General features: G+C 46.1%; 14 protein-coding genes. 3 read left to right on the top strand and 11 right to left on the bottom strand.

The window, feature by feature from the left end; genetic code table 11:
- Positions 1-42: 42 nt before the first annotated feature.
- The 10 genes from moaD to fdhD form a co-directional block, all read right to left on the bottom strand.
- Entirely contained in the window at positions 43-276 is a 234-nt protein-coding gene (gene moaD, locus ACH0QE_RS21825) for a molybdopterin converting factor subunit 1 (RefSeq protein ID WP_415802537.1), read from the bottom strand.
- Positions 269-733 (bottom strand): molybdenum cofactor biosynthesis protein MoaE, encoded by a 465-nt coding sequence (locus ACH0QE_RS21830; protein WP_023613507.1) that lies wholly within the window; start codon positions 731-733, stop codon positions 269-271. The genes moaD and ACH0QE_RS21830 overlap by 8 nt, the downstream gene beginning before the upstream one ends.
- Before the next feature lie 476 nt (positions 734-1,209).
- The gene (locus tag ACH0QE_RS21835; protein ID WP_415802538.1) at positions 1,210-3,129 is read right to left on the bottom strand and encodes a molybdopterin biosynthesis protein; all 1,920 of its coding nucleotides are present in this window, start codon (positions 3,127-3,129) and stop codon (positions 1,210-1,212) included.
- A 13-nt stretch (positions 3,130-3,142) separates the two neighbouring features.
- Positions 3,143-4,375 carry a gephyrin-like molybdotransferase Glp gene (glp, locus tag ACH0QE_RS21840; RefSeq protein WP_415802539.1) on the bottom strand — a complete coding sequence of 411 codons (1,233 nt, stop codon included), beginning with the start codon at positions 4,373-4,375 and terminating at the stop codon, positions 3,143-3,145.
- 31 nt (positions 4,376-4,406) lie between these two features.
- Positions 4,407-5,006 carry a molybdenum cofactor guanylyltransferase gene (gene mobA, locus ACH0QE_RS21845; protein WP_415802540.1) on the bottom strand — a complete coding sequence of 200 codons (600 nt, stop codon included), beginning with the start codon at positions 5,004-5,006 and terminating at the stop codon, positions 4,407-4,409.
- Positions 5,007-5,022: 16 nt separating this feature from the next.
- Complete coding sequence (locus ACH0QE_RS21850) at positions 5,023-5,832, bottom strand: formate dehydrogenase accessory protein FdhE (protein WP_415802541.1); 810 nt, start codon at positions 5,830-5,832, stop codon at positions 5,023-5,025.
- 87 nt (positions 5,833-5,919) lie between these two features.
- A complete protein-coding gene (locus tag ACH0QE_RS21855; protein WP_415802542.1) occupies positions 5,920-6,627 on the bottom strand; it encodes a formate dehydrogenase subunit gamma in 708 nt (235 codons plus the stop codon).
- Positions 6,620-7,447, bottom strand: coding sequence for a 4Fe-4S dicluster domain-containing protein (locus ACH0QE_RS21860; RefSeq protein WP_415802543.1), 828 nt, complete (start codon positions 7,445-7,447; stop codon positions 6,620-6,622). The genes ACH0QE_RS21855 and ACH0QE_RS21860 overlap by 8 nt, the downstream gene beginning before the upstream one ends.
- Positions 7,447-10,422: a formate dehydrogenase-N subunit alpha gene (gene fdnG, locus ACH0QE_RS21865; RefSeq protein WP_415802550.1), complete on the bottom strand. Its 2,976-nt coding sequence runs from the start codon at positions 10,420-10,422 to the stop codon at positions 7,447-7,449. The genes ACH0QE_RS21860 and fdnG overlap by 1 nt, the downstream gene beginning before the upstream one ends.
- Positions 10,423-10,491: 69 nt before the next feature.
- Positions 10,492-11,412, bottom strand: a complete 921-nt coding sequence (gene fdhD / locus ACH0QE_RS21870) for a formate dehydrogenase accessory sulfurtransferase FdhD (RefSeq protein WP_415802544.1) — start codon at positions 11,410-11,412, stop codon at positions 10,492-10,494.
- 556 nt (positions 11,413-11,968) lie between these two features.
- On the opposite strand from fdhD, the gene pdxK reads away from it, so the two are divergent.
- Positions 11,969-12,793 (top strand): pyridoxine/pyridoxal/pyridoxamine kinase, encoded by an 825-nt coding sequence (gene pdxK / locus ACH0QE_RS21875; protein WP_415802545.1) that lies wholly within the window; start codon positions 11,969-11,971, stop codon positions 12,791-12,793.
- 349 nt (positions 12,794-13,142) lie between these two features.
- Here pdxK and ACH0QE_RS21880 read toward each other — a convergent pair whose 3' ends face one another.
- Positions 13,143-13,499 carry a DUF2512 family protein gene (locus tag ACH0QE_RS21880; RefSeq protein WP_415802546.1) on the bottom strand — a complete coding sequence of 119 codons (357 nt, stop codon included), beginning with the start codon at positions 13,497-13,499 and terminating at the stop codon, positions 13,143-13,145.
- 269 nt (positions 13,500-13,768) lie between these two features.
- Here ACH0QE_RS21880 and ACH0QE_RS21885 point away from each other — a divergent pair, with 269 nt between their 5' ends.
- Together ACH0QE_RS21885 and bshB2 are read left to right on the top strand one after the other, a co-directional pair.
- On the top strand, positions 13,769-14,116 hold the full coding sequence (locus tag ACH0QE_RS21885; protein WP_023613494.1) for a YojF family protein: 348 nt from the start codon (positions 13,769-13,771) through the stop codon (positions 14,114-14,116).
- A gap of 35 nt (positions 14,117-14,151) precedes the next feature.
- A complete protein-coding gene (gene bshB2 / locus ACH0QE_RS21890; protein ID WP_415802547.1) occupies positions 14,152-14,820 on the top strand; it encodes a bacillithiol biosynthesis deacetylase BshB2 in 669 nt (222 codons plus the stop codon).
- Positions 14,821-14,943: the final 123 nt, after the last annotated feature.

The following is a 14,943-nucleotide window of genomic DNA, read 5'->3' on the forward strand; positions in this document are numbered from 1 at the left end:
TGTCATGCGAGCGGAACAAGGCGCTGGGAATTTCTTGCTTAATCAACCGCCAGATACAGGCGGTATGAAGGCGATTGTATCTCCTTCTTTGATGACTTCATCGTTTGATGAAAATTCTTCATTGATTGCTGTCATTGAAGTGTCAAGCTTTTGGACGCTATACTTTTCAGCAACCATTTCTTTTAACTCAGCAACCGTTTTGCCAGCTGCTTCGATTTCCACTGATTCATGGCCTGCTTCGTCTCGTAGATGGGCAAAAAATAAGATTTTATTCATTGAGATCCTTCTCCTCCGGTTTCCCTGTCGGATATGGGACAGTTTCTAATTGATTGCCGATCCATTCCTCGCCATCTTCCCAATGCTCTTTTTTCCAGATTGGGACGATTTCCTTGATGCGCTCGATTGCATAGCGATTCGCTTCATATGCATCGTTGCGGTGTGGCGTGGATACAGCAATCACCACGGCGATATCCGTGATGTCGAGCTTGCCGACACGGTGTGTAATCGCAACCTCAGCACCATTCCAGCGCTCCTGGATTTCCGTGCCGATTTGCTCCAGCTTTTTCACTGCCATCGGCTCGTATGCTTCATATATAAGGTAAAGGGTTTTTTTGCCCTTTGTCAATTCACGGACAGTGCCAATGAAAGTAGTAATTGCTCCCGCTTCACGCTGGACCACTTTATCAATGACGGATTGAACGTTGATTGGATCTTTCGCTATTTCATAATTCATCAAAATCACCTCAATAAACTGATCCGGGTCAGGATTATAAATTTTTACGGACACTTTTCGTGGTTTCTGCTTCCGGTTTGTCCGTTAGAGCCCTTCTATCGGACACTTTCACCGGTTTCTCTCCCCGGTTTGTCGATTAGAGCCTTTCTATCGGACACTTTCACCGGTTTCACTCTCCTGTTTGGCCATTAGACACCTTCTATCGGACACTTTAACCGGTTTCTCTCTCCAGTTTGTCCGTTAGAGTCTTTCTATCGGATACTTTCCCCGGTTTCTCTCTTCGGTTTGTCCATTAGAGCCTTTCTATCGGACACTTTCACCGGTTTCTCTCTTCGGTTTGTCCATTAGAGCCCTTCTATCGGACACTTTCACCGGTTTCTCTCCCCGGTTTGTCGATTAGAGCCTTTCTATCGGACACTTTCACCGGTTTCTCACTCCTGTTTGGCCGTTAAAGCCTTCCATCCACAATAAGGATATTAAAAATAAACCGGCTCTGGGTTCTCGACGACTGCATAACCGCCAATTTTGGCGACTTCTGCTTTGAAGGCTTCAGATTGGATCACTGACCTTAACCAGATACCCTTTTCGCTGTCGAAAAATGCCTTTGTCATCAGTAAATCGTAATTTTCATCAGCGACCGGGATGAAGTCCAGCCCCATAGCGCGTGCGGCCGGGAAGATTCCGAGGCCTGCTGCATTGTCATTTCCTTTCACTTCCGCGGCGACGCTTAAGTGTGAGAACATTTCACGGTCATAGCCGTTCACATCATCTGCACTCAAACCTGCTTCTTTTAACAACAAATCAAACAATATACGTGTACCGGCGCCCTTCTGTCTGTTGGCATAATCCGCACCCTTCGAAGCGATGTCGCTCACGCTCTCGATTCCCAGTGGATTGCCTTTTGGAAGCAGCCAGCCCTGGGTTCTTTTTAAAAATGGATAAAGGACTGCGTCTTGCCCTGCAAGGAATTTCTTTACGTAGGTAACATTATATTCCTTTGTCTCCGGGTCTAGCAAATGAATGCCCGCTACATGGGCTTCCCCTTTCCTGATTGCCATTAATCCGGCCATGCTGCCAACATGGGAAGAAATAATTTTCATGTCGGTTCGCTGCCTTTTGAGCTGGGATGACAGCAGGTCAATCGTCAAATCATGGCTGCCGCTGAAGACGATCGCGTTCTTGATCTCTTCAACAGGCCTGTATAGCTCGACCTCGACAATGTCTCCTTGTTCATATCCTAGCTCCTCCGGCGGTACGACGAGCAAACCATCTGCACGTACAAGTGACATGGTGACGCCTGCCGCGCGTGTCAGCGGGTTGGCGACAAATTGTCCATCCACATAGCCGATATTCATTCGGACAAAGTCCTCCGCCCCCATCGTGGAGACGATCCTGCGGCCAAGCTTTACCTCGAGCTTTGGCCTTTGCGGTTCCGGTATCCCTAGATATTTACAAACGAGGGGCCTTACAAACCACTCCAGTGCCATGTAAGCGGAAACTGGATACCCTGGTACACCGACGACTACCTTATCTTTAATTTTCCCGAGAATGACCGGCTTACCCGGCCTTGTTGCGACACCATGGGTAAAAACAGTGCCAAGCTCCTCAAGAATATGAACTGTATAATCCTTTGAACCAGCTGATGACCCGGCATTGATGACGACAATATCAGATGTCTCCACCGCTTCCAGCAGTGCTTCCCTGATTTTTTCCGGCTCATCCTTCACAATTGGATGCAGATATGGCTGTCCGCCCCAACCTTCTACATAGTTGCTAAAAACCGTTCCATTAAATTCAATGATCCTTCCTGATGACAGTGAAGAATCTGCGCTGACCAGTTCATTTCCAGTCGGGATGATTGTCACAAGCGGCTTTTTGACGACAGCCACCTCTGTAACCTGGGCCGCAAGGAGTGCCCCGAGGTCAGCTGGACGCAATTGATGTCCCTGCGTGAACAGCATTTCCTCCTGGACGATATCCTCGCCAATCGGGCGGATATGCTGCCATGGTGTTGCCGGCTCGATGATTTCGATTGTCTCATCATCGATTACCTGGATGTTTTCCACCATAATCACCGCATTATATTGAGGCGGGATCGCATTCCCGGTGTCAACGTATTCGAACTGCTCACCCAGTTTCAAATGGAGCGGACGCTGTTCATGTGCTTCATAAGTATCCTCGGCGTTCACGGCAATACCGTCCATCGCGGATGCATGGTAAAAAGGCATTGAAACATTGGCGAAGACAGGTTCAGCAGTAATTCGGCCCAGGGCGCCGGCAGCCGGGATCCACTCTTTTTCATGAGGCAGGTCGAACGCGGCCAGCACTTCATTCCTGGCTTGTGCCCTCGGCTTGTCTTCAAGATAAATTTTTCTGTTATAGCGTATTTTACCCATGATGCGGCTCCCCCTATCTCGTCAAAATGACTGGAACGTATTCGCCTTGTGAAATTCCTTCTTTTTCTGAAACAATTTCTACGATTCCATCGCTTTTTACCAATGTCGTAATCAGGCCTGACTTGCCAATGATCGGCTCGGCCCACCATTCTCCATCCTTCTCCTCAAGTCTTACCCTGATATAATCGGATCTTCCTGGTGAGGAAGCAATATTTTTTACAATCCGGGCAAAAATCCGTTCAGGCTTATGTTCGATTTTCTCGCCCTTCAGTCTTCTGAAAACCCTTTCACCAAACAGCTTGAAGATAATCATTGCGGATGCTGGATGACCAGGCAGTCCAATGACCGGTTTTCCGTCAGCGACAGCAAGGATTGTCGGCTTCCCAGGCTTGATGGAAATTCCGTGGACAAAGACGCCTGGATCTCCAAGTGACTGGATGACCTCGGTCGTATAATCCTTCGTGCCGACTGAGCTTCCTCCAGATAAAATCAAGCAGTCAGCCTGCTCATACAATTCGCGGGCTTTTTGGGCGAATTCCTGGTAGTCATCCCTGGTGATTCCGCCATAGATAAGTTCGATATCCCACTCATTGACCAATCCCTTGACGGTCAAATAATTGATATCGCGGATTTGGCCTGTTTCCAGTGTTTTCGTTTCAAAAGGAACAATTTCGTCGCCTGAAGAAAGGTATGCAGCCTTCAGCTTTCGGTAGACTTTAACCTCGGAAACACCAAGTGCCGCCAGTGCTCCAAGCTCTTGCGGCCGCAACCTTGTCCCTTCAGATAATAGGACTTCTCCTGCCTTGATGTCTTCACCTTTTCTGATGACATTCTCGCCTGGTGCGATTTGCTTGTACGTATTCAACAGCCCGCCGATTTCCTCGCAATGCTCGATCATCAGCACGCTGTCACTGCCTGGTGGCAGCATTCCGCCTGTCGGTACGTATATTGCCTCGCCCCTGCCTACTGGCTTGACCGCTTCTTCTCCCATATGGACCTCACCGGCGACATTCAGGAAGCCTGGCATTGATTCAGATGAACCGTATGTGTCACGGGCGATGACGGCATAGCCATCGACGGTCGACCGGTCAAAACCAGGTACATTCTCACCTGCAGTGACATCCTCTGCCAGAATGTAGTGAAGCGCCTCATCAAGAGGACGGATTTCAGTATCCGTGATCTTGCCAATTTTCTCATCAATTAACGCAAAGGTCTCCTCAACCGTTTTCACTTTGAAAAATTGCATGCAGACTTACTTCCTTTCTAGCACCTGAAAACTATTCTCCGGATTCTGCCCATTTCTTTGCATCTTCATATTCCTCGGGATGGTTCATATTGAAAAACACCAGATCAAGGCTGCCCTCGAAATAGAGCTGCAGATCTGCCTCATCGAGAAAGCGGACATTCAGTTTTTCAAGCATATGCCTGATTCTCAAATTCCCATCTTCAATGCATTCCTTAGCTTCTCTTGCTACCCGTTTTTGATATGCCGCAAAAAGCGGATGCTGTCTGCCATCACTGACCGGTACGACTGCATCGTGGTGTTTAAGCGCTTTTACAAGGCTTGAAGCTAACTCTGAGGATACAAATGGCATGTCACAGGCTACGACGAAATTTTCCTCATAGTCTGATGCCTCGAGTCCTGCATGGATTCCCGCGAGTGGGCCAGAACCCGGATACTGGTCTGTTACCATTTTAATATTTAAAAACTGATAGGTTTCAGGATCATTCGTTACTAGAATTATATCATCAAATACGTGCTGTAACTCATCCTTAATTCTCTCAATATTCGTTTTTTCACGAAATTTCAGGAGAGCCTTATTCGTTCCCATCCTGCTAGATTTGCCGCCTGATAAAATGATCGCTCCGGCTTTCATCCCACAGCACCTTCTTTTAGTTTGTCTGTTTTGTTTCCCCAGCGGATTTATATCCATGCTCCTGGGCAACAAAGTCCAGGTGGATTGTGTTTAGGTCGAGCATTGCTGGTGTTGGCTTTACAATATATTGTCTTGTATCAATTACTTTTGTATACCCTTGGCATTCTTCACAAATCTGGATTTGGGCCGCGGATTCGCCTTCGATTGCCAGGATTTTCACTGTTTCATGATCGTTATTTCCGCAGTGCGAGCAGGCTACGCGTCGATCATTCCAGTGAGCCGAACAACGCGGGCAGTGCAGGACCTTTTTTCCTTCCCCTTCAAGCTGCGCGAGGCGTACAGGTTCTCCGCATACAGGACAGCCGGCACCGTGCACACCGTGATGGATTTCATCCTGAACCTTTGCTGCAGTCAGCTGCAGGTATGGACGAAGGACTGTCTCTGCAACGAATTGTGGAATCCAGCCATCCAGATCATTTTCCTCAGCGAAACTCGCAAAGTAAATATAGTTGAAAGCAAATGCTTCATCAATCCATCTCTTGGCTGTCTCTTCATCCAATAGATTTTTTATAGATTGCATTGAGGTTTCAATCTCTGGTTGATACTTCGATAAAAGCCCACCTATATCCTCTATCCACTGTAAGAATAGGGAAATATCAAAGTCAATAGCCGCTAAAGCAGTGACAGGCACTCCCGCCTCCATTGCCGCTTTATCAAGGTTTGGCCGGACACAGTCAGGATCCAGGGATGTCTTCCATTGTTCCTGTAACTCAATGATATCCTTCTGCAATTTCTGGTATTCTTTTGAGACAACGGACTTTTTCATTGCTGCAGCCCCTCTTTCACTCTAGTATTCTAAATTTTGAAGGGAATGGAGCCCCCATCAGGGCTGCCATTCCCTCTATTAATCGTTTTACGCGCCTTTTTTCTTGTTCTTGTCTTTATCAAGGTCAGGGAAATTGCCCTTCTTGACTTCTTCTTCATACCATTCTGTATAGTGATCCTTTGCCCACTCAGCCGGCACCTCACCTGTGATGACGCCAGTGTATCCTGGTCTTGAGTTTTTGTGGATGACACTCAGGTAGATATGGCCGACCACTACCGCAATTGCCAGGCCGAAGCCGACGTTATGAGCTACATATGCCCATTGGACAACTGCAGTCGGGAACAGGTCTGGAAACCACATTGGGAAGCCGGAACCGATGATCAGGATCGCAGTCAGGATTTGAATGATCGAGTTAATTTTTTCACCTGCATTGAAAAATGTTTGTTTTACATGCTTGAACTTAAAGCCAAATAGTTCTTTGACGAACTCAGTGAAAAACTGTATATCTCTTTTCTTCCAAGTAACAAGCTCTTTTCCCCAGCGCAGGAAGCCCTTAGGATCTATGATTAGCCAGATGAAAGTAGGCGTAATGAAGGCAATCGCGAAAATCCTGTGGAGCAGGCGCGCTCCTTCTGGTCCGCCCAGTAATGGATAAAGCCAGTCAAACCACTCTGTATACATTGGCAGGGCCGTGATATACAGTGCAAAGAATGAAATAGCGTTAACAGCATGTGCGATTACAAAGCCTTTCGAGAATCGCTTTACCTTCACACCTGAATACTGCGTATTACTCATGGCTGCCACCTCCATCCTCTTCATGGCCTTTGCCTTCTTTATTGAATAGCTTATTGGACACGAAAGCACCTACAAGCGCCATGCTTGTCGCTCCAAGCATCATCTTGCCGATTGGCTGTGCGTAGTCCTTCCAGACCACAGCAGATGTTGGAACTTTTGGTTTTTCAGGAAGTCCATAGACAGATGGTTTTTCAGCAAGTACGTAAATGGTATGCGTACCGCCGACTCCTTCTGGATTGTAAATCATTGCGTTAGGATACTTATCCTTGATTTCGCTCAGGCGCTTTTCAGCCTTCTTGAGCATTTCTTCTTTTGAGCCAAATTCCATAGCGTCTGTGTGGCAAGTTGTTACACAAGCAGGCTGCATGCCTTCTTCAAGACGATCCACGCACATTGTGCATTTCTGTGCCTTCTTATACTCCTTGCCGTTCTTGTCTTTATATGTTGCCAACTGAACAACATCAAATGGACAGTTCTGAACGCAGTAGCCGCAGCCTACGCATTTATCACTATCTACATTTACAGTTCCGAAGTCAGTATAGTGCATTGCTTCTTCCGGGCAAACCTTTACGCAAGCCGCCTCAGAGCAATGGTAGCAGGAGGAGTGGCGGAAAAGGTAATCCAGATTGCCTTTTGAGTCTTCGTGTTCAATAAATGACAGCACGTTCCATGTGTTCGCTGTCACATTTGCATGTGATTGGACACTGCCCTGGAACTCTTCCGGCTCAGCCGGAAGATCGTTCCAGTTTTTGCAGGCGACCATACATGCGCGGCATCCGTCACACTTTGTTACATCGACGTATTTAATATATTCCGCCATTAGTCAGCCCTCCTTATATCACAGAGGAATGCCTTATATTCAGGGATTGTCGTGTTTGCATCCCCGATATGAGGTGTTAAGCGGTTTGCTGTGTCCCCTGTTGCGATTCCTTTATAGCCAAAGTGCCAAGGCATGCCGACCTGATGCACCTTCTTGCCGTTCATCATATGAGGCTTGAAGCGCTTGGTAACCATTGCATATGCTTTGATATCACCACGGGCGGAGCTGACAATGATTTTATCTTTGTTTTTGATGCCTTTTTCCTTTGCGAGTTCTTCACTCATTTCGATATACATATGGCCTGCCAGTTCGGACAACCATTCCTGGTTACGTGTCATAGAACCGGACTGCCAGTGCTCAGATACCCTGTAAGTAGTACCGACGATTGGATACTTCTTGCTGTCACCTTTCAGGTTGAACTCGCCTTCAATGATGACAACTGCAGGGTTGATTTCCTGACTTGAGAAAGCGTTCTTCACTGGGCTTTCAAACGGCTCATAATGTTCAGGGAACGGTCCGTCATTCAATGTAGGAGCAAAAACTCCTGCCACACCGCCTTTGATCATGATGAAAGGATTCGTTCCGCCTGCATCCGTTGGTGCAACGGTTGGCTTGAAGTCAGGAATGTCATTTCCAGTCCATTTCTTTTGGCTTTCATCCCACCAGATGACCGCTTTTTTGTCGCTCCACGGCTTACCGCTTGGATCAGCAGAAGCACGATTGTAAAGAATTCGGCGGTTTGCAGGCCATGCAAAGGCCCAGTTCAGGAAGTTCCCGCCGCCAGTATCCTTGTTGTCACGGTTTTTAGCGCGGTTCTTGCCTTCTTCTGGATAGAACCCTGAATAAATCCAGTTACCAGAGCTTGTTGTACCGTCATCCTTAAGGTCGCCAAAGCCTTTCAAAAGCTTTCCTGTCGTCAGGTCATAGCCGTTGATTTCCCTGGCCACAAGGTCGATATCAGGATGGTGCCCTTCACCAAAGTTCCAATACAATGCATTGATTTGCTTGGCTGCAGGTGTACTTTCATTTCTATAAAGGGCTTTGATATTCTTGACTAGCATATGGATGATTTCTAAATCAGCCAAAGATTCTCCTTTTGGATCGATTGCCTTCCAGCGGTACTGCATCCAGCGGGAAGAGTTGGACACGCTGCCCTCTTTCTCATAAGAGCTTGCGGCCGGCAGAAGGAATACTTCTGTGTCGATCTTGGATGGGTCACTGCCAGCTTCCTCTTGCCAGAAAGCAGATGTTTCGGTCTCCCATAGGTCAACTGCAACCATCCATTTAAGTTTGGACAGCGCTTCTTTTTCCTTGCCTGCATTCGGGCCGCCGACTACTGGGTTTGTTCCAAATAAGAACGCACCTTCCAGTTCGCCTTTATACATGGCGTTGAACAAATTGATATGAGAGTAGTTCTTGTTTCCTTTTGGGAGGTATTGATACCCAAATTCGTTAGCTTTTGTAGCATTGGGGCCATACCATGCCTTCAGCAAGCTAGTCAGAAACTTTGGTTTATTGCTCCAATAGCCTCCACTAGGTGTTTCTTTTGTATTGTATCCTTCAAGTGTCGCATGCTCTGGAATTGCTGTAGGTGTTCCGATATAACCTGGAAGCAGGTGGTATAAAAGAGCAAAATCCGTTGAACCCTGTACATTGGATTCGCCGCGCATTGCGTTGATTCCGCCGCCAGGCAAGCCAATATTGCCAAGCAGCAACTGGATGATTCCAAAGGCACGGACGTTTTGTGTTCCGACCGTATGCTGAGTTGTGCCCATTGCATACATGATCGTTCCGGATTTTCCTATCTTGCTTGTTGAACAGAAAGTTTCACAGACTTTTAGATAATCTTCTTTAGGTGTTCCGGTCACTGCAATAACTGAGTCGACATCATAGCGTGAGAAATGCTTTCTCATCAATTGGAATACAGAACGCGGATGTGTAAGGGTTTTATCCTTTTTTGGATTGCCTTCTTCGTCTGTTTCAAAAGCCCATTTCGTTTTGTCATACTTGCGGGTTGCTTCGTCATACCCGCTGAATAATCCATCATTAAACTCATAGTCTTTTTTTACAATGAAAGATGCATTTGTATATTCAGCAACATACTCTCTGTGGATCAAGTTATTCTCTAATGCATAGTTGATCATTCCGCCCATAAAGGCAATATCCGTTCCTGAACGAAGTGAAGCATAGACGTCAGCCTTTGACGATGTCCTCGTGAACCGAGGGTCAACTGAGACGATTTTCGCGCCTTTTGCTTTCGCTTTTGTCAACCATCTAAAAGAGATTGGATGATTCTCGGCAGGATTCCCGCCCATGATCAATGCACAATCGGTATTTTGCAGATCGCTCCAATGGTTTGTCATTGCTCCACGCCCTACTGTAGGTGCCAGACCGGCAACCGTAGAACTGTGTCATATTCGTGCCTGGTGTTCGAGATAGACGACACCAAGCCCTCTCATCATTTTCGCAAGCAGATATGTCTCTTCATTATCAAGAGCTGCTCCACCTAAGCTCGCAATGGCTTCGGTTTTATTGACAAACATGCCATTTTCTTTTTCAATGAATGTTTTGTCGCGTGTGTCCTTCGTGCGTTTTGCTATTGTTTCATACATCCAGTCCCAGCTTTTCTCTTCCCATTTCTTGCTGCCAGGAGCACGATATAATGGCTTCGTTAAGCGCTTTTCAGATGTGAAGACTTGTCTGATTGTCGTTCCTTTACTGCAAAGTGTACCTTCGTTTACTGGGCTATCCGGATCCCCTTCCGTATAAACCACAGTATTGTCCTTTGTGTGTACCAAGATGCCGCATCCTACACCGCAAAATGCGCAAATGGTTGGTGTTACAGTAGCTTTGGCAATCTTAAGCTCTTTTGTTTGTGCGTGGACCTCTTTTTCGTTAAAGCCCAGCTCAACAACCGCCAGGGTCGCCGCAGTGGCACCTGACAGCTTCAAGAACTGCCGGCGATTCAGGTTGATTTCAACCATCTCTCTCTCTCCTTCCCAATAGTTGCTTAGAACATCCCTAATCCCACAGGTGTTGTCAATTCAGTACTTGCTGGGCTTCCCCCCTTTCCAGAAAAGCGGAAGCGCCTTGGTCAGCCCCGACAAGCGCTGGAGGGCTGACCGGTGAAGTCGTTCTTTGACTTCATCGGGCGGACCGAAGCGACTCGAGGGGTTAGGCGCTGGAGCTGGACAGTTCTCGATGTGAGAACTATTTTCCACAGCCGGCGGGTTTAAATCATCATTAATCCTTTTGGCAGATGTATAGACAGTTGCCATTTTCCCACGCAAGTAGCCAACGACTTCAATGTTCAGGAATCGGGCTAACTGGATGGCCTGCTTTGTAGCCGCAGTGCGTGAGCCAATGACGGCAAAACCAAACTTAGCGGCCTTTGAGAGCATTTCATATGAAACCCTTCCGGTCGTCAAAAGGACGAGGCGGTCAGGCTGCAAACGCTTTCGGATTGCGTGGCCGATGATCTTGTCGACAGCATTATGCCTGCCGATATCTTCTCTGACCTCGATGCTTCCATCCTCCAGGATGATACAGGCTCCGTGCATGCCGCCTGTTTCCAGGTACAACGGCGAGTTCTGCGCAAACTCTGCGCGTTTCTTCAATAAATATGTCAGCGAATATGTTTCATCGGAATTCACTTTATTGAACTTCTTGACATCCGTCATCGAAAAGAAGGTCACTCCCCGGCCGCAGCCAGCTGTATAATGCTTCTTTTTCGAAAACATCTGCTCTGGATCAAAAGAGTTACATAATGTTACATTCAATGTGCCGGTTTTTTCACTGAATTGGACGCTGACAACATCCTCCGGCCCATCAATCAAACCTTCTGAAAAAAGGTAGCCATATACCCAATCTTCCAGATCCTGATTTGTCAGCTGGAATACTGCGATTTCATATCCATTCAGCTTCAGGCTAATTGGATATTCTTCAGGACAGCCTTTCTTGATCATGTTCTTCACCCCTTATCTGGTCGTTCATATCCGGGATCTGCTGCAACTATCGACTTCTTTCCGGCCATCAGTGGTGCGATGGGATTGAAAGACTGGCTTAAACTTGCAAGCTGGTAAAACTCTATATTCGGCTCACATCACAAGCCTTATATTAAAAAAACATTCCACTATGCAAAAAGGGATAATACCCCTACGCCTTTAATGTACTGGAAATTACATGGTTGTAACCGCTTCAATTGTTACAATAATATAGCTGAAAATTGTCTTTTTCTTTACAAATCCTTAAATTGAGATTTTTTATTTTCGAAAAATCTTTTATGGGTCAATTTTCACATAAACAACTCTAAATGAATTCAACTTTTCCCTCAGTAACTTTCATCACGTCAAAGCCCTAATGCCACAAAATCGTCAAAAGTTAATATTATCCATATAGTCCGCCCTCAAAATCAATTCTTTGTCTAAATCTATAGAATTGGTATAATCATAAGAAAGTGATGAAGGTGACATGCTTTATGCTGATAAGGCAGTCGCCATTCTTAAAATGGAGGTAGTATAGATGAGTTTGAAAAAGGTGTTAACAATCGCAGGTTCAGATACAAGCGGCGGCGCTGGAATCCAGGCTGACCTTAAAACATTTCAGGAGCTAGGCGTTTATGGAATGACTGCTCTAACTACGGTCGTGACTATGGATCCTAAAAATCACTGGCATCACGAAGTCTTTCCACAGCCAGTTGAACTCGTCGAAAAACAGCTTGAAACGATCCTTTCCGTTGGAATAGATGCAATGAAGACAGGTATGCTCGGAACGGTTGAGATCATCGAGCTATCTGCACGCAAAATTGATGAGCACAAATTGGACAGAGTGGTCATCGACCCTGTAATGGTATGTAAAGGGGAAGACGAGGTCTTGATGCCTGAAAACACAGATGCAATGAGAGAATTACTTCTGCCAAGAGCAACAGTCGTCACACCGAACCTGTTCGAAGCATGGCAGCTGGCACAAACCGGACCTATTCGCACAATTGATGACATGAAGGAAGCAGCGGTGAAAATCCATGATCTAGGCGCGAAGAACGTTATGATCAAGGGCGGAAACAAGCTGAACCACGAAAAGGCTGTAGACCTCCTTTATGATGGAAAAGACTTCACTCTTTTCGAATCCGAAAAGGTTGAAACAAGCTTTACGCACGGTGCAGGCTGCACATTCGCTTCCGCGATCACTGCACAGCTGGCTAAAGGCAAAACAGTTCCTGAAGCATTGGAAGTAGCGAAAGGCTTCATCACTGAAGCCATCAAGCACGGCTTCAGGCTGAATGATTACGTAGGCCCAACCGCTCACCTGGCATACAACAAGTACGCAGACGGCAACCGCGGAGAATAAACAACAAAACAAAAAGAGGCTGTCCCAAAGCTCATCATTTTGAGCTTTGGACAGCCTCTTTTTCTGTTACTAAATGATATAAGCGTTAAAGTCATGAGTTTGTCTGATAGAGTCATTCTAATGGACACTTTTCTGCAATTTCCTCATGCGTTTGTCCGATAAAGCCTTTCTAACGGACACTTTTCCTGAAAATTTTCATGTGTTTGTCCGATAGAACTCGACTTTAGCCTACCGCTTATATGTCCATGTACATTTTTCGTAAAAGCTCACAGATAAAAAATAATAACGAATTATCTAGCTCAGCACTTATAGGGGCCGGACAACTCGCTTGCGCTTTTTGTTTTACCTATTATATTTTCCGATTAATACGAAGCACCCGATCTGCCATATAACTATGGAAGAACCATTCACCAGAAGCGATTAATACTGATGCAAAGAGAGCTGCAAAAAGAATGCCATCCGTTTGCTCGAACAACATCAAACCAAGTCCCCATATCACGAAAAATGAGAGGGCAAGATCAGCTAGTGAAGCGGTGAGATTGCTTGTTTTCGGAAGAATGAACAAGTCACCGGCAAGATAGGAAATCACTCCAAGTACGAGAGTGATGACGAGAATATCGCCTAACCCTGCAAAACTACCCAATAATAGAAGAAGAACAGCAAATGTCATGATGCCTTTTATCAAAAGTGCCTTTGCGTGATTCATAGGCTCCCTCCTTTTTCCTCACTATTTCCATTTGCCTTCCGGATTAAACACTTTATGTAAAACCTGCTTGCATGCTCACTGTTTTCGTATATTTCCAATTAAAATAGGTAATTATCCTTTTTGATATGATAATCCAAGCTTTTAAGCGTACATTTCGCTTTTAGAAAGATTTTTTAGTAAGATAGATATTATTGATTTATAACATAGAAGGCCATTCATTCGGCTATTATAAACTGAAAAACTTCTAAGCCCGGGAAGGAGGAACCAAGATGGATCCGGTTATATTATCAGAAGTCCAGGAAGCCCTGGACCGTTTTAAAGACAAAGAAGTCTATATTCATTTAGAAACAACAAATGGAGCATACGCATCCCATAACAACGAGTCATTTTTCTCATCAGGAGCGTACATCCGCAATGCGAAGGTAACCTATGAACGCGCGAAGATAACTGGTGAAGGTCCATTTCGGACTGGTTTGAAGATACCTTTTGGCTGGGTTTACGCTGAGGGAATCACACACTTCGAAATTGATGATAAAGGAAGACTGCTGCTTGCCGGCCATGATTTTAACGGAAAGCTCGCCGTCGCCCTTGAAATAAGCGAAACACCGTTCGAATAGTTATTCGAGGATTGGCTGAAAGGAGAGATTTTACGATGGAAAAAGAAAGGCATGTACTTGTCGTGTTCCCTCATCCTGATGATGAGGCATTCGGTGTTTCCGGAACAATCGCATCCCATATTAATATGGGTACACCCGTCACATATGCCTGTCTGACACTCGGACAGATGGGACGGAATATGGGGAACCCGCCGTTCGCGAACCGGGAAACCCTTCCCGCTATACGTGAAAAGGAATTGAAGGACGCCGCGCGCGCAATGGGCATTAATGATTTGCGCATGCTCGGGTTCCGTGACAAGACGGTCGAGTTCGAGGATGAGAATATGCTGACCAATGTCATGTCATCATTAATCACTGAATTGAATCCTTCGCTCGTCATCACCTTCTACCCTGGCTACTCCGTCCACCCGGACCATGAGGCAACCGGTGCGGCAGTTGTGCGAGCAGTTGAAAAAATCGCTGAAGCCGATCGGCCGAAGCTGCAATGCGTAGCGTTCTCACGAAACTGTGTCGAAGAGCTTGGCGAGCCGGATATCGTCCATGATATAAGTGCTGTCGCGGACATCAAGCTTGATGCGATTCGCGCACACCGCTCACAAACTGAGCTGATGCTTGAAGAAATGGCCGATAAACTGAAGGAAAAGGATCCAAAGACGTTGGCGTGGCTCAACAATGAACGCTTCTGGACCTATAAATTCTCATGATGAAGTCCACCTTTTAAGGTGGACTCAGGCTGTCGAGAAACTCTCGACAGCCTTTATTTTTATCATTTAACTTCATCAATTCACCGCGTTAATTTGTTATAATATAACTAATAATACCTAGGA

The sequence above is a fragment of the Mesobacillus sp. genome, assembly GCF_047739415.1.
In the GTDB taxonomy this organism is placed as follows: Bacteria; Bacillota; Bacilli; order Bacillales; family Cytobacillaceae; genus Mesobacillus.